At 38.0% G+C, this 20578-nt stretch carries 20 protein-coding genes; 6 read left to right on the plus strand and 14 right to left on the minus strand.

What is annotated here, in order from left to right:
• Positions 1–6: 6 nt before the first annotated feature.
• The gene (locus G3I01_RS01615) at positions 7–1137 is read right to left on the minus strand and encodes a DegT/DnrJ/EryC1/StrS family aminotransferase (RefSeq protein ID WP_219550524.1); all 1131 of its coding nucleotides are present in this window, start codon (positions 1135–1137) and stop codon (positions 7–9) included.
• Between the two features lie 98 nt (positions 1138–1235).
• Here G3I01_RS01615 and G3I01_RS01620 point away from each other — a divergent pair, with 98 nt between their 5' ends.
• From G3I01_RS01620 to G3I01_RS01630, 3 genes are all read left to right on the plus strand, one after another.
• On the plus strand, positions 1236–2459 hold the full coding sequence (locus G3I01_RS01620; protein WP_219550525.1) for a glycosyltransferase N-terminal domain-containing protein: 1224 nt from the start codon (positions 1236–1238) through the stop codon (positions 2457–2459).
• Positions 2460–2568: 109 nt separating this feature from the next.
• Positions 2569–2805, plus strand: coding sequence for a hypothetical protein (locus tag G3I01_RS01625; RefSeq protein ID WP_219550527.1), 237 nt, complete (start codon positions 2569–2571; stop codon positions 2803–2805).
• A 59-nt stretch (positions 2806–2864) separates the two neighbouring features.
• Positions 2865–3164: a hypothetical protein gene (locus tag G3I01_RS01630; RefSeq protein WP_219550528.1), complete on the plus strand. Its 300-nt coding sequence runs from the start codon at positions 2865–2867 to the stop codon at positions 3162–3164.
• A gap of 116 nt (positions 3165–3280) precedes the next feature.
• Here G3I01_RS01630 and G3I01_RS01635 read toward each other — a convergent pair whose 3' ends face one another.
• From G3I01_RS01635 to G3I01_RS01665, 7 genes are all read right to left on the minus strand, one after another.
• Positions 3281–4048 (minus strand): LexA family transcriptional regulator, encoded by a 768-nt coding sequence (locus G3I01_RS01635; RefSeq protein WP_108170311.1) that lies wholly within the window; start codon positions 4046–4048, stop codon positions 3281–3283.
• A gap of 82 nt (positions 4049–4130) precedes the next feature.
• A complete protein-coding gene (locus G3I01_RS01640; protein ID WP_219550529.1) occupies positions 4131–6119 on the minus strand; it encodes a heavy metal translocating P-type ATPase in 1989 nt (662 codons plus the stop codon).
• Between the two features lie 101 nt (positions 6120–6220).
• Complete coding sequence (locus tag G3I01_RS01645) at positions 6221–6637, minus strand: transcriptional repressor (RefSeq protein ID WP_219550531.1); 417 nt, start codon at positions 6635–6637, stop codon at positions 6221–6223.
• Positions 6638–6745: 108 nt separating this feature from the next.
• Positions 6746–6943 carry a hypothetical protein gene (locus G3I01_RS01650; protein WP_219550532.1) on the minus strand — a complete coding sequence of 66 codons (198 nt, stop codon included), beginning with the start codon at positions 6941–6943 and terminating at the stop codon, positions 6746–6748.
• A 287-nt stretch (positions 6944–7230) separates the two neighbouring features.
• Complete coding sequence (locus tag G3I01_RS01655; protein ID WP_219550533.1) at positions 7231–7572, minus strand: hypothetical protein; 342 nt, start codon at positions 7570–7572, stop codon at positions 7231–7233.
• Positions 7573–7710: 138 nt separating this feature from the next.
• On the minus strand, positions 7711–8166 hold the full coding sequence (locus G3I01_RS01660) for a hypothetical protein (RefSeq protein WP_219550534.1): 456 nt from the start codon (positions 8164–8166) through the stop codon (positions 7711–7713).
• Positions 8167–8370: 204 nt separating this feature from the next.
• Entirely contained in the window at positions 8371–10809 is a 2439-nt protein-coding gene (locus tag G3I01_RS01665) for a zinc-dependent metalloprotease (RefSeq protein ID WP_219550536.1), read from the minus strand.
• 210 nt (positions 10810–11019) lie between these two features.
• On the opposite strand from G3I01_RS01665, the gene G3I01_RS01670 reads away from it, so the two are divergent.
• A complete protein-coding gene (locus G3I01_RS01670; protein WP_219550537.1) occupies positions 11020–11868 on the plus strand; it encodes a universal stress protein in 849 nt (282 codons plus the stop codon).
• A 145-nt stretch (positions 11869–12013) separates the two neighbouring features.
• Here G3I01_RS01670 and G3I01_RS01675 read toward each other — a convergent pair whose 3' ends face one another.
• The 3 genes from G3I01_RS01675 to G3I01_RS01685 form a co-directional block, all read right to left on the minus strand.
• Positions 12014–12298: a hypothetical protein gene (locus G3I01_RS01675; RefSeq protein ID WP_219550538.1), complete on the minus strand. Its 285-nt coding sequence runs from the start codon at positions 12296–12298 to the stop codon at positions 12014–12016.
• 55 nt (positions 12299–12353) lie between these two features.
• Positions 12354–13523, minus strand: a complete 1170-nt coding sequence (locus G3I01_RS01680) for an alpha/beta hydrolase-fold protein (protein ID WP_219550539.1) — start codon at positions 13521–13523, stop codon at positions 12354–12356.
• A 266-nt stretch (positions 13524–13789) separates the two neighbouring features.
• The gene (locus G3I01_RS01685) at positions 13790–14944 is read right to left on the minus strand and encodes a saccharopine dehydrogenase NADP-binding domain-containing protein (RefSeq protein WP_219550540.1); all 1155 of its coding nucleotides are present in this window, start codon (positions 14942–14944) and stop codon (positions 13790–13792) included.
• 116 nt (positions 14945–15060) lie between these two features.
• Here G3I01_RS01685 and G3I01_RS01690 point away from each other — a divergent pair, with 116 nt between their 5' ends.
• Both G3I01_RS01690 and G3I01_RS01695 read left to right on the plus strand, forming a co-directional pair.
• On the plus strand, positions 15061–15546 hold the full coding sequence (locus tag G3I01_RS01690) for a YqiA/YcfP family alpha/beta fold hydrolase (protein WP_219550542.1): 486 nt from the start codon (positions 15061–15063) through the stop codon (positions 15544–15546).
• A 176-nt stretch (positions 15547–15722) separates the two neighbouring features.
• Entirely contained in the window at positions 15723–16838 is a 1116-nt protein-coding gene (locus tag G3I01_RS01695) for a DUF2914 domain-containing protein (protein WP_219550543.1), read from the plus strand.
• 287 nt (positions 16839–17125) lie between these two features.
• Here G3I01_RS01695 and G3I01_RS01700 read toward each other — a convergent pair whose 3' ends face one another.
• The 3 genes from G3I01_RS01700 to G3I01_RS01710 are packed head-to-tail and all read right to left on the minus strand — an operon-like array spanning position 17126 to position 20325.
• The gene (locus G3I01_RS01700) at positions 17126–18580 is read right to left on the minus strand and encodes a MutH/Sau3AI family endonuclease (protein ID WP_219550544.1); all 1455 of its coding nucleotides are present in this window, start codon (positions 18578–18580) and stop codon (positions 17126–17128) included.
• The gene (gene dcm / locus G3I01_RS01705; RefSeq protein WP_219550545.1) at positions 18558–19862 is read right to left on the minus strand and encodes a DNA (cytosine-5-)-methyltransferase; all 1305 of its coding nucleotides are present in this window, start codon (positions 19860–19862) and stop codon (positions 18558–18560) included. Before dcm ends, G3I01_RS01700 begins: the two co-directional genes overlap by 23 nt.
• Positions 19843–20325 carry a very short patch repair endonuclease gene (locus tag G3I01_RS01710; protein WP_257710676.1) on the minus strand — a complete coding sequence of 161 codons (483 nt, stop codon included), beginning with the start codon at positions 20323–20325 and terminating at the stop codon, positions 19843–19845. Before G3I01_RS01710 ends, dcm begins: the two co-directional genes overlap by 20 nt.
• Positions 20326–20578 lie beyond the last annotated feature (253 nt).

The following is a 20578-nucleotide window of genomic DNA, read 5'->3' on the forward strand; positions in this document are numbered from 1 at the left end:
TACTGTTTACTTATTCAGAAAGTCCAGAATGCTTGCAGTGATATAATCTATCTGCTCATCATCTAATTCGGTATGCATTGGCAGGGAAATAACCTCTTCTACCAGTTTATTTGTCACGGTAAAGTCTTTTTCATTATATCTATCATCAACATAAGCTTTCTGGCGATGAAGCGGAATTGGGTAGTAAACACCAAAGGGAATTCCCTTTTCCTGTAGATGTTTCGCTAAAGCATCTCTTTTGCCATTTTTTATCTTCAGCGTATACTGATGATAAACATGGGTATCACAATCGCCAGATCTCACTGGAGTAATAATATCCTCGTGATCCTGCAAGGCTTTTGTATATTTTATAGCAGCCTCTTTCCTGGCTTCATTATAGAGGTCAAGATTTTTTAGTTTAGCTCTAAGAACAGCAGCCTGAAAACTATCAAGCCTGGAGTTCACACCAACCACATCGTGATGGTAACGTTCATACATTCCATGATTTACAATTCCGCGAATAGTATGTGCCAGCTCATCGTTATTGGTGAAAATAGCTCCACCGTCACCGTAACATCCTAGATTTTTTGACGGAAAGAAAGAAGTTGCAGCAATATCGCCGATGGTTCCGGCCTTACTGGTTCCATTCTTTGAGTGATAATTAGAACCTATAGCCTGGGCGTTATCCTCGATCACATAAAGATCATGTTCTCTGGCGATCTCCATGATCGCATCCATATCTGCCGTTTGTCCAAATAAATGTACCGGAACTATTGCCTTTGTTTTTGGTGTAATTGCTTTTTTGATCTCTTCGGGATCTATATTGAAGGTTTCCGGGTCTACATCTACCAGCACCGGGGTTAGCTGGAGTAAGGCGATCACTTCTACCGTGGCGGCAAAAGTAAAATCGGCCGTTATCACTTCATCTCCGGGTTTAAGGCCCAGACCCATCATCGCTATCTGCAATGCATCTGTACCATTGGCACAGGGAATCACATGTTTTACCCCTAGGTATTCTTCAAGTTCTTTTTGAAATCCATGAACATGAGGCCCGTTAATAAAGGACGTTTCCTCTAAAACTTCCTGAATTCCCTGATTTACTTCATTTTTTATTCCTTCATATTGACCCTTCAGGTCAACCATTTGAATCTTTTTCATTTGCAATATTTTTCAGCGATACGAAAATACGAAATATAGGCCCTTCTGGCAATCCATTTATCGGGAAAGGCCTATTTTAGCAACCTTAAGTTTTTAGTGTGCAGAGAATTTACAACGTATTGGTAAAACTGAGCGGAGTCGTTCTTAAATCGGCCGGAAATTTTAGTCCCAAACTCAAAGATTTTACCGAAGGTAGAAAAGACCTTTTTTCGAAACTGGAGCAAAAAATAGATCCTAATTCAGAGCATATATGGGTACATGCCGCATCTCTGGGAGAATTTGAAATGGCTGTGCCGGTTTTAAGGATGCTTAAGGAAAAGTATCCGGATACAAAAACGGTGGTTAGCTTCTTCTCCCCTTCAGGATATAACAATAAAAAGAAACACCCGCTGGTAGATCACTTTACTTACCTGCCTCTCGATACAAAGAAAAATGCTCAAAAATTCCTGAAGATCATTCAGCCAAAAATGGCCTTTTTTATAAAATATGATTTCTGGCCTAATTGCCTTACCGAGTTAAAAGCACAAAACGTAAGAACCTTCCTGGTCTCCGGTGTTTTTAGAAAGGATCAGGCTTTCTTTAGAACCTACGGCAAATGGATGAGGAAATCCCTACAGGCCTTCGAGCACTTTTTTGTTCAGAATAAAGAGTCTGAAGATCTTCTAAAATCAATAGGTTTTAATAATGTTACAGTAAGTGGGGATACCAGGTTCGACAGGGTTGCAGCGCAATTAGAGGCCGATAACAAAATCGATTTTATAGAAGAGTTCAAACAGGATAAAATATTGGTGGTTTGCGGCAGTACCTGGCCCGAAGATGAAGAACTCATGGTTAAATTCATCAATAGCTCGGTAAATATTAAATTCATCATTGCTCCCCATGAGATCAAGGCTGAAAAGATTGAAAAACTATTAAACCGACTGAAAGTCCCCACCGTAAAATACACTGAAAAAGAGGGAAAACAACTTGAGAATTTTTCGGTGCTTATTCTGGACACCATTGGCTTACTTGGGCGTGCCTATAGTTATGCCAATATCGCCTATGTGGGAGGTGCGGCCGGCACCACCGGATTACATAACATCCTGGAACCAGCAACTTTCGGTATACCAATCGTTATTGGAGAAAACTTCAGCAAGTTCCCGGAAGCCGAAAAATTAAGGCAGCTCGCCGGGCTCTATTCTGTTAAAAATTCAGATGAATTTTCGGGAATAATGACCAAATTTTATACAAATTCCGAATTCAGAGAAAAAACCGGAATGATCGCCGGTCACTTTATTAACAGTAATACCGGAGCCACTCGAATCCTGGAAGAATATCTATAAAATTGGTTTTTCACGATGTTAACATTCTTTGCTAAAAAAAATTAAAATTGAAGCGATGAACAGGTTTTAGTTGTAATTTCGATGAATATAACCAATAAACTATTTTAAAATGAAACGTTTATCAATTCTGGCAAGTGGCCTTTTAATGATCTCTGGCGTGTTAACTTCATGTAGAGATACTTCTGAAAAGGAGGTTATTGTAAGAGAGGTTGAAGTGGAGAAAAAAGCGGAAGCTCCCGTAGAAGAGGAAAAAGAAGGTATCCTTGAAAGAACCGCAAAAGAAGTAGATAAAGAAGTAAATAAAGAGATCGACGAAGAGATCGAAAAAATTGGTGACGATAATTAAACCGTTGCCTAATCAATAAATTTCAACAAGAATTTAATTACTAACTCCAAAAACTGTAAATGATGAAAAAACCAATAGTAATGCTGGCTCTTATGCTCTCCATGGGTGTTTTTTTTACCTCATGTAGAGATACAGCAAAGGAAAATGAAACAGAAGACATGGAAATGTCTGATGATATGGAAATGTCTGATGACATGGACGATATGAACGACGACAACAACGGTGTTGGAAATGATATCGAAGAAGCAGCCAACGATGTTGGTGATGCTGTAGAGAACGCCGCTAATGAAACCGGCGACGCAGTAGAAAATGCCGCTAATGAAGTTGAAGATGAAGTCGAAAATAATGACGACTATTAATCTTTAGAAATAAAATCTTATTAAAGCCCTTTTCATATAGAGAAGGGCTTTTTTATTTTTTTCATAATGAAAAGCGTTAGACTAGAATTCAAAAGAGAAATTAAAAAAAAATTCAATTAACTTTTAAAAGATTTCAACTCCCGTTTTAATTCTTCCATAGATTGTTGAAGTTCCTGAAAAAGCCCGCTATTTGAAGGATTGTCCAGGTTAAAGGTAAGTTTGGAATTCACCTGCCATATTTCTTGGATATCATGCACGTTAATTTCTAAAGGCAAATACTCCTCGTTAAGAGAAATAAGTAAAACCTTGGAAGGATCTGGCATCTTCTGAAGTTTCTTCACCAAAACCGAATCATACATTACAATTACATAGACCCTGTTATTGCTTGCTTCCTCTATACTTGAGACGGCCTTACCCATGACCCACTCCCCTGGGCGATAATCTGGCAACATACTGTCCCCTTCTATCTGGAAACCACGATAGGTAGCATTCCTGAATTCAGGTAACGGAATGTCAAAGGCCGGTAACTGACTATACCATTCCACATCCTGAACGTTATGAGGATATCCCGCAGCAGCTTTTTGATTTACCAAGACAATATTCTCATTATCGGCATTATCAACTGTAACTACTTTAGGGCTTACATCACCTTTGGATATCTTCAGATATTTCTGCCCGCTGGCACCAAACAACCATAAAGGGTTAATAGCAAATTGCCTTAGCAATTCAGCTACGATCTTTCCAGAAAGTTTAGTACGGCCCCTTTCTATATCGGCGGTAGAATTCTTGATACCGAGAAGTGCTGCAAATTCAGTTTGAGTGTAATTATTTTCTTCACGCACTTCCTTAAAGTGCTTGATTTCAATAGATCCAGGTGTACCCATAATATAATAGATTAGGAATATTTCCAAAATTTACTCAAAAATATTGGATTTAATCCTATTTAACTAAAAAAGCTGAGAAAATTTATACAGAACTATATTTATCCTTGAATCCCAATAATCTTAAAGCATTTAATACTACCACAATGGTAGAGCCTTCATGGAAAACCACCGCGATGCCGATATTGGCCCATCCGAAAATGGTCGCCGGCAGCAATAAGGCCACTACGCCTAGACTTATCCAAAGATTTTGTTTCACGATCTGCTGTGCTTTTCGGCTCAAGGCAATAGCGAAAGGTAGTATTTCCAACTTATCTGCCATAAGGGCAATATCTGCTGTTTCCAATGCCACGTCGCTTCCGGCTGCGCCCATTGCAATTCCCACCGTACTATTGGCCATAGCCGGTGCGTCATTAACCCCATCACCCACCATTGCGATCTTGTGCTCTTCTTTTTCCAGCTGCTTAATACGTTCTACCTTCTCCTCTGGCAATAGGCTTCCGTAGGCATCGGTGAGTCCTATCTCTGAAGCAACTGCATCTGCAACCTCCTGGTTATCGCCGGTTAACATGATCATTTTTCTGATACCGATCTTTTTCAATTTAGCGAGGGTAGATTTAGCCGCTTTCCGGGGGGTGTCCATAAGTCCGAGAATTCCGCTGAATTCCTCATTGTTTCGAACAAGCATAACGGTCTTACCTTCCCTCTCCAGTTTTTTTACTTTTTCCTGAACCTCTACAGGAACTCCTCCAGATTCTTCATAAAGTTCAAGATTCCCTATTCTTACCAGGTCACCATCAACCTTACCTTTTATCCCTTTTCCCTGGATGGCTTCAGAATTCATGGCTTCAGGAATTCCATTCAATTCTTTCATTCGCTTCTTTCCATCACGCACAACGGCTTTAGCTAAAGGATGGTTACTGGAACTTTCCAGAGCGATGACCTTTCTTAAAAAATCATCATTCGAAAGTCCATTAAGCAATACGATATCGGTTAGTTCAGGCTTTCCTTCGGTAAGGGTCCCGGTCTTATCAAAGGCCAGGGCACGTAGAGTACCGAGGTCTTCCAGAGGTTTTCCTCCTTTAATGAGAACTCCTCCTTTCGCCGCCCGGGCAATTCCGCTTAAAACAGCAGAGGGCGTTGAAATTGCCAGAGCACATGGGCTTGCAGCCACCAGCGCCGCCATGGAACGGTAAAAACTATCCTGCCAGCTTTCATCGATCACCAGGAAAGCAAAATTCAAGATAATGATAAGTATGAGTACCGCCGGGACATAATATTTTTCAAATTTATCTGCCAGTAACTGGGTTGGAGATTTCTTTTCCTGAGCTTCCTGAACCATTGTGATCAAACGGTTAAGAGTAGAATCCTGCGATTCTTTAATCACCTTAACTTCAATGCTGCTATCGCCATTGATCGTTCCGGCATAAACCCTGTTCTTAGCAGGGATATCGGCTACCGAATTATATTTTTTATCAGAATCCTCTACCGGAATTTTATCTACCGGAATACTCTCACCCGTTATGGGTGCCTGGTTTACACTTGTTTTCCCGCTAATTAGTATTCCATCTGCACTCACCGCCGAATTCGGCTTGATCCTTATAACATCACCAATCTTAAGATCTTCTATTTTTACCTCAACATAATCACCATTCACCTTTCGAAGTGCGATTTTAGGGGATAACTTGGTTAAGGACTCTATGGATTTTGTAGCCTTATCCATCGCCAGGTGTTCCAAAGCGTGGCCAAGGCTAAATAGGAATAATAATAAGGCGCCTTCAGCCCATTTATCTAGCAAGGCTGCTCCAATTGCAGCCACAAGCATGAGAAAATCTATTTGAAAACGGCCATGAGAGATCTCTTCTATAGCTTCCTTTAAGGTATAGTATCCGCCAAAACCATAGGATATAAGATAAGGTATGATTATATAGATAAAAGGGAGCTCGCTAAAGGTGTCCAATATGAATCCGGCTAAAAGAAAAATACCGCTCAAAACAGCGAAAATCAGTTCTGTTCTTTCGCCAAAAATTCCAGAATTATGAGGTTTGCAGCACCCGTGATTATGCTTAGACATGAGTTTCTTTTTATATTTATGATGAAGGCATTATAAAGTCAACATCAACTTATTTATTTGAAACTAAGATAAGCTGAAAAACATGCAACTTAAGTGCATTATTACTTTACACTACATTTATCACAAATACCCTTTATCACAAGATTCATATCCTTACTTACATAGCCTTTCGGCAAACTGATATGCGGAATCTTATGATCTGTTAAACAAACCGTTTCGTTACAGTTCTCGCAATGAAAGTGTAAATGCAGATCCTGGGAATGACTTCCACCCAGACCTTTTTCATCTAATGCATATTTAGCGATCCCTGTCCCATCGTCTATTTGATGTACGAGGCCTTTTTTCTCGAATGTTTTGATGGTGCGATAAAGGGTGGTACGTTCAGATTTATCAAAACCTAACTCAATGTCATTTAAGGTAACAGCAATATCCCGTTCACTTAAGAACTTATACATTAAAAGTCTTATTGCAGTTGGCCTAATATGATGTTCTTTAAGAACTAACTCTATCTCTCCCATACATCAAAGAAGTTAAGCAAAGTTAGTATGAAATGCTGACAAAAAAGAAAACCGTCACAATTAAAGTAACGGTCTCAAGACAAGTTCTAACAATAATAAACTTAGAAATCATTCCATGCAGCATGTACAAATCCTCACCTTGGTTAACTGCAGTTTCTCTTTTGCAGAGTTCATGGCGAGACTTGAATTAGGAAAGATTCCCAGATAAACCCTCTCGAGAATTTCTGGCAGATCTTTACATCTATCAGCATGAACCTGAATTACACCTCGTGCATCAGGGTTCTTACGGGTATAATAATATTGCATGCGGCAATTTATCTCGATAGATAAAATAGCAATATTCTAAAACGGTATATTTTTAATGTTTTTAATAAAGAAATGTTAATGCATTCCATACCCTTTACCCCAGGAAATAAAATTGGATATATCAAAATATCCGGATAGGCAGTACTCTAAATCAACCTGCTAAATATAGCACGATCATAGATCCTGTTCTAAATGAAAATTTAATGAGACAGCCCTATACCTACCGTTCTGATGGTAAATTTGATAGGGTTAATGATCCTAAAATTGAAATTGGAAATAGAAAATTTTTAAAATCCTTTCAATTGTAACATCCAGAAACCAATAATAAAAAGTAGTGAAAGGAACATTCCCCCGAAGATCATAAACAACCCGCGGTTTTCTACTCTTACACTTTGTAATTCTTCCTCAAGATATTGTTTCTCAGCTTTCTCCAGCCTTAAATAATTCTTAACTCCAAGCTTAGAAGCTATTTTACCTTTTTCGGTGAGACGTATCTGGCCTGCTTTCGTAATCCTGATTAATTCGTTCTCTCGTAGGGTATTAATAAATCCTATGGAAGTCATTTCTCTTAAGTCTGAAACCATCATACCTTCTGAAAATTGAGCAGTCGCTCTTGCTAGTGTTTCCATATTAACATTTAATTAACGTTGAACTAACTCTAATTAACAAAAAATTTTGAATTATCCAACGTTAAATTTTAAATGTAATATCAACAGCTTATCAACCGTTGTTAATAAAGTGTAAGAAAAATCAGAAATATATCGCCTCTATTCAACCATTCTTTTAAAAATGTAGCGGGTTATAAAAATACCGTTATCGTCTTCAGGTCCACTGTAACTTTCTACACCGCTATTCACAAAAGCAAGCTCCCAACCTTCAGCGGCAAGCGAATTGATCTTTGAAGTTACCACTGCGTCATTGGCAGCAATGTTCTGGAAACGAATACCTCCAACGTTAAAAAAGTTCAATAGTTTGGTCTCATCGAAATTCTTGACCCTGATCTCTCCCCTGTCAGATTTATTTCTATCATTATCCTCTTCAGTACGGGTAGAAGTGAATTCCTTAAAATCCCGGTTCTCTTCAGTACTTATCATTCTTGACCGGCCAATTCCACTGGGGATAATAGATTCAATGACCGTTACTGTTTTGTACTCCCAGGTTTGCGCAAACACAGCACTTCCGCAGATCATTAGGAACAGCGCTGTAAACGTGATCTTTTTCATAATTAGTTTTTATTAGAAAAGCGCGTCTAAATAAGCTTAAAATCAGATTTCTAATATTTATCTTAAGAAAAAATTAACAATGTAGATCCTGTATGTAGTAAAGCCACCTAAATAATCCATTTAGAGTGGGCTATAGAGGGAAATTTTAAAACAAAAAAAGAGCTTCTTTCGGAAGCTCTTTTTTGTATTATTCTCAGTTTTGAATTATGCCTGGTTCAAAATTGCCGCATCAATTCTGGCAATTAGATCATTCCAATGATATTTTGTAAGATCGTGACCAGACCTGTTTTTGCGTGCATTAATGTCCGATTTCAGTTTCTGTAGTTCACCTCTCATCAATGCCATAATATCAGATTTAAGGATCTCATCGTCTTCTCTTTCATCAAGTTCATCTACGTAGGAAGCAGCGATATCTACATAAGACCTTTGCAGGTTTCTTTTATAACTATCTGTTTTAGAAGAATTATATAATTCGCTAAATATCCCCTTTCTAAGATCGTTCATCAACTCAATTACCGAGTAGACTTTATTTTCACCATTCTCTTCAGCAGCGATCATTCTTGCCAACCGGTCTTTCTCCAATAGATTTTCCAGGGCCCGGGTTTGTAAGGATTGAATTCTATCTACAGCTTCTGTAGATTCAATTCTGCTTAAAAGATCCTGGTCCAGCATCCAGTTTGGAGTAGTAAAAGCTTCCTTGTTCAGAAAATCAACAGCACCTTCCTGAATCTTCGCTGGCACTGGCTCATAAATAGCTCCAGATTGATCTGATGTCTTACGAGTTTCATAGACTCCCCCAACATTAGTGATAACATGCGAAATATAACCTCTCCACATATAACTAAGTTCTCGATAGACCTCTTCCAGGTCTTCATAGCCCTCACCATTTTTAGACGTCCAAGCCACTAAATTAGGAACGACCTTTTTGAGATTGGCAACTCCATATTCACTGGCCTTCACCTGATCATCCCCAAGGCTTTCCCTCTGAGACTGAGGATCTGCTCCGCCATAGCCATTACCAAATTCATAGACCGGGTCACCAGCCTTCGCCAGGATCCACTCATCCAAAGTCTCTTTTTCATCCTGTGCAGATTGCGCCTCAGGAAGATATCTATAACCCCAGTTGATAGCATAAAGATCATAAGGACCCATCATGCGGATATACCTTACATCCTCATCCCCTGGTTGGGCCACGTAATTCACCCTGGCATAATCCATAATAGATGGCGTAAGCCCGTATTTCTGAGTGAATTCAGCAGATCTTAAAGAATCTGTTGGATAGGCCGAGCTGGCTTTCATATTATGGGGAAGCCCTAAAGCATGTCCAACTTCATGAGCGATCACCATGCGCATCATTTCACCAATTTCCTCTTCAGGCGTATTTAAAGTTCTGGCATTCGCATTTTGCGCTCCAGCTTCGATCATAAATCTATTTCGATAAGATCTTAAATGGTTATGGTACCAGATAATATCGCTTTCTATGATCTCCCCGGTTCGAGGATCGGTCACAGAAGGACCTACCGCATTTCGGGTAGTGCTGGCAACATAACGAACAACTGAATAGCGAACATCTTCCGGACTAAATTCAGGGTCTTCTTCTTTTGTAGGTGGATCTTTGGCGATGATCGCGTTCTTGAAGCCTGCTTTTTCAAAAGCCACATTCCAGTCTTCAATTCCCTGCTTGAAATAAGGCCTCCATTTTTCAGGCGTTGCAGGATCCAGGTAGTAAACGATAGGCTCTACCGGCTCAACCAGTTCTCCTTTTTTATAGGCTTCTATATCCTTTGGAACCAGGTTCCAGCGACGAATGATCTCATAATCATCGGCTTTTAATTCTTCGGAATTATAATCGTATTTATCTATGGTAAACCAGCCCACACGATAATCGGCAAGGCGGGCCTGCATTTTATTTTCCGGTAAAAGGATCATGGATTGATTTAAAAGCATGGAGATCGTCCCTGCCTGATCTCTTTCAGGTGGTTCTTCAGCCTCATAGGTCATTACATGTTTTACCTCGATATTTTTAGGATAGGAATGGGCAGATTCTATATAAGACCTGCTTTTATCAAGCTTCTTAACCTTATACCTTTTCCTTAGCCTGGAAGAAATACCGTTAATAGCATCAACTTCGTCTTCGAAAAGCTTACTTGCTTCTATGACCACACTAGTGGAATCTGCATTCATCGCTTCGATCTTTGCGCTAAAAAGGATCGGAAAAAAGTTATTCGCCTGTACAGACTTGTATATAGGTGATCCCTCTTCACTCTGGTTCTCGAAACTGATCACCTTCATATCTACATTCCCGTTTCGGTTTACCCATCTAACCACCTGCTCGTTCACCTTTGACCCGGCATTCACATAGCCACCTCCAAATCCTGAAGGCACACCGGCGATACGGCTAACTAACAGCATATCTTTTTCAAAAAGAGACAGGGGGATCTCAAAATAGAGTTTATCGTCAACAAAATGAGTGGTAAAAAGACCTTCATCACTTTTGGCTTCTGATGTTATAACCTCTGAATACTCCTTGAGATCTGAATCTTTCTTTTTGGTCTTTGGAGCAGTTTCTGCAACCGGCTGGGAAGTTTTACAACCTACACTTAGAACCGCGAGGGTCCCAAATAATAGTACTTTTTTTATCATGGAAAATAATTTTGCTTCCGAAGATAATGAAAGCAAAGCAAAAGCTAAAAACCTGCCCCGGGCTAATTCCCTGGGCATCAAAAAAGCTCAGATCCTAATATGCTGACTAACATGATAAACATCATTTTTTTGAAAATATGTTCCCTCTAATTTTGTACTTGAATTATTAGATCATTGAAGGGGTTTTAATTCTTTTTAAGCTTTTTAATCATGAAAAATATCCTAATCGCAACCGATTTTTCCAAAGAAGCCTATTGCGCTCTATATTATGCGACCCGCCTGTTTCAGGAGGAAAATACCACTTTTTATATCGCGAATTTCTTTGGAGATAAGATACATGCTTCTGTGTACAGCATTATTAATGAAGAAGAATTTGGCAAGATCCCCAAACTTAAACAGGATTCAGAAATAGCCAGCAAGGAGATTTTCCATCACATTGTGAGAGATACGGGCCTGAGTGGTGAAAGATTTCAGCTTATAAGTTCAGAAAAGAAATTAGTAAAAGGTATCGAAGACCTTATTCAAAGCCATAATATCGACCTGGTGGTAATGGGTACCAAAAGCCATAAGGGAACTTTAAATAGTATCGCCGGCACTAATACGACCAGAGTTATAGAAAAGGCTTTTAATGTACCTGTGCTTATAGTTCCCCGGGAACTTGAGTTCAACCCTCCAATGCATATCGCCTTTGCCAGCGAACTTATATTTGATTTCAATTTTGAGGCTTTGGGTATTGTCAGGGAGATCGCTAAAAAGTTCAAGGCTGAGATCACGGTGATCCACGATGGAGAAGAAATTGAGGTTTCCAGAAGACAGTGGGAACATTATAATTCACTGAAGTCCTACTTTAAAGGAATACCCGTTACCATTGAATTCTCCTCTACTCATATTGAGATTTCTAGATCTATTGCTGAATTCATTAAGAATAATAAAGTGGATATGTTATGTATGGAATACTATAAACATTCGGGACCAGGAAAACTTTTCAGGGAACCGGTGGTTGAAAAAATAGACCGGCATTTATCATTCCCCTTCCTTATACTTCCGGCAAAATCCTGATAGGCCAAAAAGCCGGAAATATTCAAATCTTCCTGATACTAATTCGGGAAGATTTTTTTTGATAGAAATTAAATTTACTTGTCTCGACCAATTTATTCTAATTAGTCCTTCTTCTGAATATTTCAGATCTCTCAAAAGACAGGTCTTATATAAGTACCTTTAAAGTTTTTCCGGTATCGATGTCGCTTTGCAGGATCACACACTTAGCTGAACCTTCAAGTAAAATAATTGCAGATTGCAGCAAGGGAGCCGCCGTAATCGTTTGAATAGAACGAAGCCTGTACTTATCTATCTTTTGTAGCAGGATCAGCTTAGATTCTTCAACTTTAACCCTGATCCCTTTATCATCCATATCCTCGGCAGAAGCAGAAATGATGATCTGGTCTTCTGCAATATGCAGGAAAAAATAAATTGGGTTAATGCTTAGCAAAAAACATTAACCCAATCTTTTTCAATACTCAAATTTCAATTCTTATCCGAATAGCTTATTCCATATTATTTGAAAAGAACTCCAGAGCTCGCGCTAATCGTTCAAACATATGCGTATGATGACCACCTTCGTAAGTTTCAAAAGTATAATCAACATTATAATAATTCATTTTAGCCAATACCGGTTGATGAGCGAGATGAGTACCCAGTTCATCATATATTCCCACATCCAGGTAAATCCCGTCTAGCGATTTAAAATCAGCATTATAATAGTCTAATAGATTAAAAATATCATTCTGGTACCATAGAGCGATAACTTCAGGAACCGGATATAAATTTCCATCTTCACCAAACTCTAAAGGCAGATCTACATAAAAAGGAGGTTTGTTAAGATTTGGTGACCAGGCTGCGCTAAAAGCATACATAGCACTGGTGAAAAATTTAGTAGGATCGGGTCCGGTAAAACCGTCTGGGTTTTCCTGCTTAATAACATCAGCTAAAGAAAATAATGCATCTACAAATAATAGTCCGCTATGGCTGGCTACGGTACCAAAGACATCTGGATGTAACATACCAAATTTAAAGGCAGCATACCCTCCCTGAGAATGACCTATTACGGCACGACCTGATGGGTCTGCGATTGTATTGTAATGTGAATCCATATACTCTACCAGGTCATTAACAATGTAGTCTTCAAAATTTCCGTTAAGAGCAGAATTTGAATACATACTAAAACCATAAGGCCCTGTGCCCGCATTAGGCATCACGATGATCATGGGTTCAATAAGGCCATCGTTTATGAGACCATCCATCCAAAGCCTGAATCCTTCTTCGGGAAAATCAGGTATTTGGGTCCAGATGGGGTATGGCGCTATATAATCAATGAACAGCTGTTTATCTATAAATGCTTTTTCTGAAAAAGGCTCCCCATGTAACAGGTATACTACGGGATAAGGATGCTCCCCATTCATTTTATATCCCGGCGGAGTATAAATTTGTAGTTTCCTGGTAAAGCGGTTTCCGATAAAATTCCCCTGAAGAGCTTCACAGTTCAAAACCCTGTTTTGTAGTTTACTCTTCACGTATCCTTCACTATCCCCAACTCTATTATAGTTGAGTTCTACAGCTTCCTGGTTAATCCATTCTTCTTCTATGGGATCCTCTTCACATGCTGTGAAAATCAATAGAAACCAGAAGCTTACCAATACTAATCTTGAAATTTTCATTACCTAAAATTTTAATTTATAATTTCAGTTAAAAAATTCCGTAGCACTGGATTAAGTCCTTGGTAATAATGATTTAGCAACCTTTAAAAATAATACGCATATGCATTATTCTCAATGATATAAATCATACCCTAAGAGTAAAGAACAGTGTAAGAATGAAAATACCAAAGTCAGGTTAGAACTTCTCCAGAGAAAAATAACCTTTACAACTCTCTCCGAACTTTATTTTCTTAAAAGCAGCAGGTATTTGAAGACCCTGACCTTCACTATAATTCTGAATCCACATCCCCATAAATAGGCTTTATAAAATGACCTTTTAAGAATTTTCCGGTTTCTATCTCAGATTGCAGGATCACACCTTTGGCTGAGCCTTCAAGTAAGATAAGAGCAGATTGCAGCAAGGGAGCTGCAGTTGTGGTTTGAATCGCACGAAGCCTGTGTTTACCTATCTTAAGTGGCAGGATCCGCTTAGAAACTTCCAATTTACGCCTGATCCCTTTATCATCCATACCCTCGGCAGAAGCATACAAGATGATCTGGTCCTCCTCAATATGCGGAATCATCGCTTCCATTCTTTCCTGCAAAGCATCAATATTATCGGGAACATCACCAATCACTTTTAACTGGCTATCCACCCAGGCATAGTGCCCCGGAAACCTCAGCGTTTTATAATCCAGCGACCTTACTTTCCCCTTTAAACTTTGAGGCAGGTCTGCGGCCCCACCAGAAGTAAGATCCTCTTCGTAGGTCTTTCCGTTAATGATAATGCTGGCTCTTTCTGAAAGGGAGGCCAAGGAAGTCTCTTTAAAATCACGGATCGCCACGGCATCTTTCAGATATTCTGTCGCTACTCCAACCGGACTCCAGGTAAACCCGTAATAATGCGGAGCCACGGCGTGTTTGGTAAGTGCGCCTACTTTAAGCGCAATAGCATCTACCTTATCAACATTGAATTTTTGACAGAATTTCTGAAACAGATGATTTCCAAGAACATTGATATAGCCGGGAGCCAAACCTGTTTGTAATAAAAATCCTGTTTCGGCATCGGCCGCAAGTTTCTTTATGGTTTCGGTTTCTGAAACATATTCGGTGAGATTAGCATAATGCATTTGAAAGTCCCTGGCCAATTGAGCCATTTCCGGCGCCAGGCTTCCTGGAAGGCAGTCCAACAAAATATCTCCCTTTTTCAGGGCTTTCTTTAAGTCGGTTTCGATTTTGTTTTCCGGTAACTCAAAACACTCGATGTGAATACTTCGGGAAGATCCTTTTTTGATCCATTCTGTCATCTCCCGGGCATTTTCCAGGTTTCGGTTTAGAATAAAGATCCTGGGAATAACCTCGCTGAACTCTGCCAGCATGAGACCAGCGGCCCGGGCAATACCCCCGGCGCCGGAAATGAAAATATTATACTGCCTGTCCATACTTAAAGTTAAGTATTTTTCGGGCTGGATTGACTGAGGAAAAAACAAATTAATAAAGGCGACATTATTTGGTTCCCCCTCTTTGTTTATTTGTTATGAACTTCTAAATTCACAGGATGAACATATTATATCTACACGGACTCAAAAGCAAACTTAGTCCTGAAAAAAGAAAAATTTTAGAACAATACGGTGAGGTCTTCGCTCCCGGGATCAATTATGAAAATCAACATATTCAACCTGTTGAAATTCTAAAGCAATATCCGGACACTCACTTCAATGTTGTAATTGGCAGCAGTATGGGAGCATTGAACGCTTTTATTATTTCTGAAAATATAGGCAGGCCTGCCCTGCTATTTAATCCACCCTTGAAAAAATATCGCCCGATAAAATTTGAATCTTATCATACTAAAGGCTTACACCCAAAGCATATTTTCCTGGGAGGAAGTGATGACATTGTAGATCCTGCCGATACTTTAAAATTCCTGGGAAACTATAAAGCTGCAGATCTTAGCATAAAGTTAGACCAGAAAAATGGACATCGAATTCCTATCCATATTTTCGAGGAACAGGTTGCCAGTTTCTTTTCCAGTATTTGTAATTAAAACTAAATGATATCTGTACGCCAAAGTTTAAAACGAACTATAAAAATTAATTCCCTTCCGCTGAAATATTTGATAAGATCCTGATCCCGCTTTTTTTCACAAGCTCTCTGGCATTAAAGTTTAAGCAAATATCCCGATGAAGTTTTTATCCTAAATTTGGCGCTACTAAATACCATATGAAAAGAACTTTAGTAAGATATAGAAATACTGCTTTTGGAAGGTTTGTTTTTCGCCATCAAAAGTACGCTCCCATTCTTTTTTTTATGGGTGGTTTTATTTTTGATACCCTGACCTTAGGGCGGATAGATCGTGTTTATGACACAGTGGTACTTTGCTCGCATATGACCTTATTATCCATAACGCTTTATTTATTTAATACGGTGGATGATGACAAGTGGGAAGGCACTTTTATCGAACGTTATTCCGAATATCTACCGCTAGCCATACAGTTCTTCTTTGGCGCACTTTCAAGTGCTTTTGTCATCTATTTTTTCAGAAGTGTGTCCATGTCAAAAACCATGTTTTTTTTCATACTGCTGGTTCTGCTCTTATTTGCAAACGAGTTTCTTAAAAAGAAGATCTCCAACAAATACCTTCAGTTCAGTGTTTATTTTTTTATAAGTTTTACCTTTTTCGCCTTTATTATTCCCACGCTGATCAAGGAAATGAATACCTTTATTTTTATCATTTCGGGGCTTATAAGTTTGGGGTGCACAATGGCGCTCATCACGTTTATTTACATTTCAAGCCCAGGCACAAGAGCTGAGATAAGTCTGAAAAAACTGATCAGTCTTATCCTTTCTATCTACATAACGATCAATGTTTTTTACTATTTCAATCTTATTCCACCAGTGCCACTTGCTATGGATACCGGCTTGGTGGCTCATGATGTGCGAAAAATAAATAACGAATACATCGTTACTTACGAGAATAATCCATGGTATATATTCTGGCGTAAACATGACACCAATTTTCATCATCAGGCAGGTGAAAGAGTTTATGTGTTCACTTCTGTTTTTGCACCTACAGATCTAAAAAAGTCCATTTTTCATAGGTGGAAATGGTATAATCCTGAAACCAGGAAATGGGAAGTTACTGATGACATTGATTTTGAAGTTGCCGGTGGGCGTGATCGTGGTTTCCGTGGATATACCTATAAAAATAACCTTAAGGAAGGCCAATGGAAAGTTGAAGTAGTTACAGAAGAGGAACTAATACTTGGTATTGTGGATTTTGAGATCAAAAACACTGCTGAAGCTCATAGAGGAGGAATGGTAAAGAAATCGTTTTAAAACTAAACTGTTTTCTCAATACTATTTTTATTCCCAACTGCAGCGGTATACTTCCCGCTGTATTTCACCAGTTCTTTGCCAATATTAATGTCCCCGCATCCCGTGTCACAGAGGAGCCTATAGCGGAGTGAAATGCAGATTCCTTAGCACAAGTGTATCTGTAGGCAGACCGGGACAATAGGAATGAAGTAGCTTTTCATTCTTATATTAAAATTGCGGATTTTATTTTTTTTGAAGCTAAAAGTTGATTTAAACAAAATCAAGAGCGAATCAAATACTGAAAATCTTTAATATTTCTGATTTTCCTCGGAAAGGATTTGTTCTTTAATGTAACTAGAATTTATCCAATAAGCTTTTTTCTTTTCGTAAGTACCTTGAGGTGTAGGCATTAAATCTGAAGAATTTGCTGCTTTTGGTCGCACATGGAATATTTGATTATCGGAGATCTTCCAAAAATCATTATAATTACCGATTTTAACCTTATGTTTAATATCCTTCCAAAATCTTTTTCCTATTTGGATATCACCATAAGGCATATTCCAAAATTGAGTTTTATATAAACGTGACTTACCATTCTCATCCTTCTTAAAAATCACAAAAAAGAATTTTTTTGATAAAGTCTCTTGCAAATAAGAGTTCTCCCATTCCTCTTCTATGATTTCATTATATTTTATTTGCGCAAATGACATACTCTCCTTTAGCACAAAATTATTTTCAAATTTTACGGTTTTAATTTGAATATCTGATTTCTCAAATTCTTCAATCTTATCTTTTTTAACGCCCAATATCGACCTGGCAAAAACGTAGCTCTTATTTTTAGCTTTTATATTAATATTCAATTTGAAATAATTGATTATCTCCGTTTCGGAGAAGCCATAAAACTTTGAAAATTTTTCTACAATAAATTCCTCAAAGGTTTGTCCTTCCTTATATTGGCTAAGATCTTTTACTGCCGATTCCTGATCTTCAAAAAGTCCTCCATACTTAAGAGTTGGTTCTGCAGCTTCATTTCTAAAATCTTCCTCTAAGAAGCTTAAATAATCATCTGTGATTTTTGGTAGTTCCCTATCCCCCTTCAAACTTCGTTGGATTATAAAGTTAAGGTACTTCGATTTTAAAGAAAATGCTCTTTGTGGTGCTCGTTTTTCTGAGAATGGTTGGTCTCTTTTAGAAGTTTTTGCAGTGGACCCTTTTGTACATGCACCTAAATATAAGGTATCTCCTTCAGATATCTCGTGAGCTTTACCTTCTTTTATCTTCCTAACTATCTTATTCCAATCATCCTTAATTATTTTCAGATCTGTTAACGGGAACCGCCATAATCGGACAATTTTAAATAAATAATCTATAGAAATCTTATCATTATCATGGAGATAGAACATGAGAAGAAGCAATTGATTTTTCTTCCAGAAACTACTCTCTCTAAAAGTGAATTTATATTCTTGGTTATAATCTATAATATTAAAGACCAGTCTCTCCTTTGAAACTAGACCTTTAGAATTCTTTTTAATTGGAGCAGTTTTCAATTCAACTCCGGCCTCTTTAAAATCAGGTTCTGCTTTACTATTAGGTTTATAACCAAACAAGGAGTCCTCAACTAATTGACCAAGCTTTCCTTTGCCGGAATACGAATTAGCAAGTTCGTCTCCTAATAATTCTTTTAAGCTTTTTCCCTCTATTCTTCTAGCAAACTTCTCAATTGAAAAGGGATCGGTGATATCATAAAGGCGATTCCTTCTCAAGAGCTTTTTGGTCTTTTAATTCATTAATATTATTGATCAGTTCTTTTCCTAGTTTTTCTACAATGCCTACAACTAGAGCATTTCCCATAAAGAAAGCTCTTTTAGTATCACTGATTCCATCTAATTTTGTATGATTATCAGGGAACATATTCAGTCTTTCTAACTCTATTGGAGTTAACCTTCGTAATTGTCCATTTTGATCTATTACGTGTTTGAATCTTGAAGGAGATTTGCCTCCCTCGCCAGTAATAATCGTTCGAGATGGTCTATCTAGAGCATCAGGAAAAACCATACTCCCTTCAGTATATTTGTAATGAAAATCTTTGGCTTTATTATATCTATCCTCATTCTTCGACCCTTTCAAATATTTCCAACCTTTCGCTTTATTAATATCTTCCTCTTCAATTAGAAATTCATTTGGAACTTCTGAAATATTCACGAGTTGTTCTCCTAAAGTTTGATATTCGCCACTATAATTTGGAAATGTTTTTGAGGTAACAAACTTACCATTTATCATTACACCTGAATTCTGGAATGGACTCACCTTCTTTCCCTTATTAAAATTATCAGATAACTTTACTAGGTCAGAACCTAGTTTCTCTGTAATAATTGGTTCAGAGATTTCCTTGACAGGAAATGCTTTTGCGATAACCCCTTCTTCATCTATCCAGGTTTCTTTATTTTCTAACCTGTCTAACTTTTGGTAAATGTCAGAGTCCTTATGATAAGCTAAGAAGAACACACGTCTCCTTCTTTGTGGCATTCCATATTCAGCCGCATTTATTACCCTCCATTCCACAGCATAACCTAGTTTATCTAAAGATGAAAGCATAATTGCAAAATCACGCCCTCTTTGTGTTGAAGGAGATTTTAGCAATCTATCTACATTCTCTAACATTAGATATTTAGGCTTATTTTTTTTCTTCCTTAATATCGCTTCGATACTCCACCATAGAACTCCTTTTCTTCCTCGTAATCCTTTAGAATTTTTTAGGGTCGTCGCCACAGAATAATCTTGGCAAGGAAATCCCCCAACCAGCATATCGTGATCTGGGATGATATCAAATTTATTCTCAACAACTTCTTCAATATTCTCACCACAATGATCTGCTTCTGGCCACCTATTTTGATACACCAAATTTGCATGTTGAGCTTTTGTACTTGGTTCCCATTGATTACTCCATACAACCTCAAAATCAGAAGAATCCCTTTTTGGATATCCTTCTAGACCAACTCTAAATCCCCCAACACCAGCAAATAATTCAATTACTTTTATTGCCATATTTCTCCCATTCCTTTTTAACGATATATACGACGTCTAAAATATCCTTTTTTATCTTGCATTCCCAAATCACGATAACATTCCATCCATTTTTTTTCAACAATTCTACCTTTTCCTTGTCACGTTGCACATTCCTTTCAAATTTCATTTTCCAAAATTCCGTATTGCTTTTTGGCAATTTAAGGTCACAATATGGACAACGATGCCAATAACAACCATTTACGAATATTGCTAACTTTCTTTTTGGGAATGATATGTCTGGACGACCAGGTGCTTTTTTCCAATGCAGACGATATCCTCTTAAACCTTCTGACCACATTGCCTTTCGTAATAGAAGTTCAGGCTTCGTGTTCTTACCCTTATTGGCACTCATAACCCTCGATGTTGATTCCTTACTAGGGATTGGCGATCTACCGTCTCTTAAATATCTTTTATTTTGCATTTTTTTTGAATTTTCAGGCATTACTTACAATAATAAAATTCAGAGATTAAAACAATTAAACAATATCTTCTTTAGGTCAAACAGTTATGTTTGTTTTTTCAATGAAATTAATAGGTTAGGAATATACAAATATTGAATCCTCGCCTTCTAATCTTAAGTTTTGAAGAATATTATTACCTTCACTTTCTTAAAAAAGTAATAGTTTATGTATCTAGGTTAACTAAGTACCTAGAGATTAAAAAATTTTACTAATTAATTTTCGAAAATTTAAAAA

The organism is Gramella sp. MT6 (genome assembly GCF_019357415.1).
In the GTDB taxonomy this organism is placed as follows: domain Bacteria; phylum Bacteroidota; class Bacteroidia; order Flavobacteriales; family Flavobacteriaceae; genus Christiangramia.

Excerpts from the sequence above, each read along its gene's own strand:
- G3I01_RS01685 (WP_219550540.1), bottom strand. The coding sequence starts at position 14,944 with ATGGACAGGCAGTATAATATTTTCATTTCCGGCGCCGGGGGTATTGCC.
- G3I01_RS01660 (WP_219550534.1), bottom strand. The coding sequence starts at position 8,166 with ATGAAAAAGATCACGTTTACAGCGCTGTTCCTAATGATCTGCGGAAGT.
- G3I01_RS01695 (WP_219550543.1), top strand. The coding sequence starts at position 15,723 with ATGAAAAGAACTTTAGTAAGATATAGAAATACTGCTTTTGGAAGGTTT.
- G3I01_RS01650 (WP_219550532.1), bottom strand. The coding sequence starts at position 6,943 with ATGCAATATTATTATACCCGTAAGAACCCTGATGCACGAGGTGTAATT.
- G3I01_RS01630 (WP_219550528.1), top strand. The coding sequence starts at position 2,865 with ATGATGAAAAAACCAATAGTAATGCTGGCTCTTATGCTCTCCATGGGT.
- G3I01_RS01680 (WP_219550539.1), bottom strand. The coding sequence starts at position 13,523 with ATGAAAATTTCAAGATTAGTATTGGTAAGCTTCTGGTTTCTATTGATT.
- dcm (WP_219550545.1), bottom strand. The coding sequence starts at position 19,862 with ATGGCAATAAAAGTAATTGAATTATTTGCTGGTGTTGGGGGATTTAGA.
- G3I01_RS01615 (WP_219550524.1), bottom strand. The coding sequence starts at position 1,137 with ATGAAAAAGATTCAAATGGTTGACCTGAAGGGTCAATATGAAGGAATA.
- G3I01_RS01655 (WP_219550533.1), bottom strand. The coding sequence starts at position 7,572 with ATGGAAACACTAGCAAGAGCGACTGCTCAATTTTCAGAAGGTATGATG.
- G3I01_RS01710 (WP_257710676.1), bottom strand. The coding sequence starts at position 20,325 with ATGCCTGAAAATTCAAAAAAAATGCAAAATAAAAGATATTTAAGAGAC.
- G3I01_RS01640 (WP_219550529.1), bottom strand. The coding sequence starts at position 6,119 with ATGTCTAAGCATAATCACGGGTGCTGCAAACCTCATAATTCTGGAATT.
- G3I01_RS01670 (WP_219550537.1), top strand. The coding sequence starts at position 11,020 with ATGAAAAATATCCTAATCGCAACCGATTTTTCCAAAGAAGCCTATTGC.
- G3I01_RS01645 (WP_219550531.1), bottom strand. The coding sequence starts at position 6,637 with ATGGGAGAGATAGAGTTAGTTCTTAAAGAACATCATATTAGGCCAACT.
- G3I01_RS01625 (WP_219550527.1), top strand. The coding sequence starts at position 2,569 with ATGAAACGTTTATCAATTCTGGCAAGTGGCCTTTTAATGATCTCTGGC.
- G3I01_RS01665 (WP_219550536.1), bottom strand. The coding sequence starts at position 10,809 with ATGATAAAAAAAGTACTATTATTTGGGACCCTCGCGGTTCTAAGTGTA.
- G3I01_RS01635 (WP_108170311.1), bottom strand. The coding sequence starts at position 4,048 with ATGGGTACACCTGGATCTATTGAAATCAAGCACTTTAAGGAAGTGCGT.
- G3I01_RS01690 (WP_219550542.1), top strand. The coding sequence starts at position 15,061 with ATGAACATATTATATCTACACGGACTCAAAAGCAAACTTAGTCCTGAA.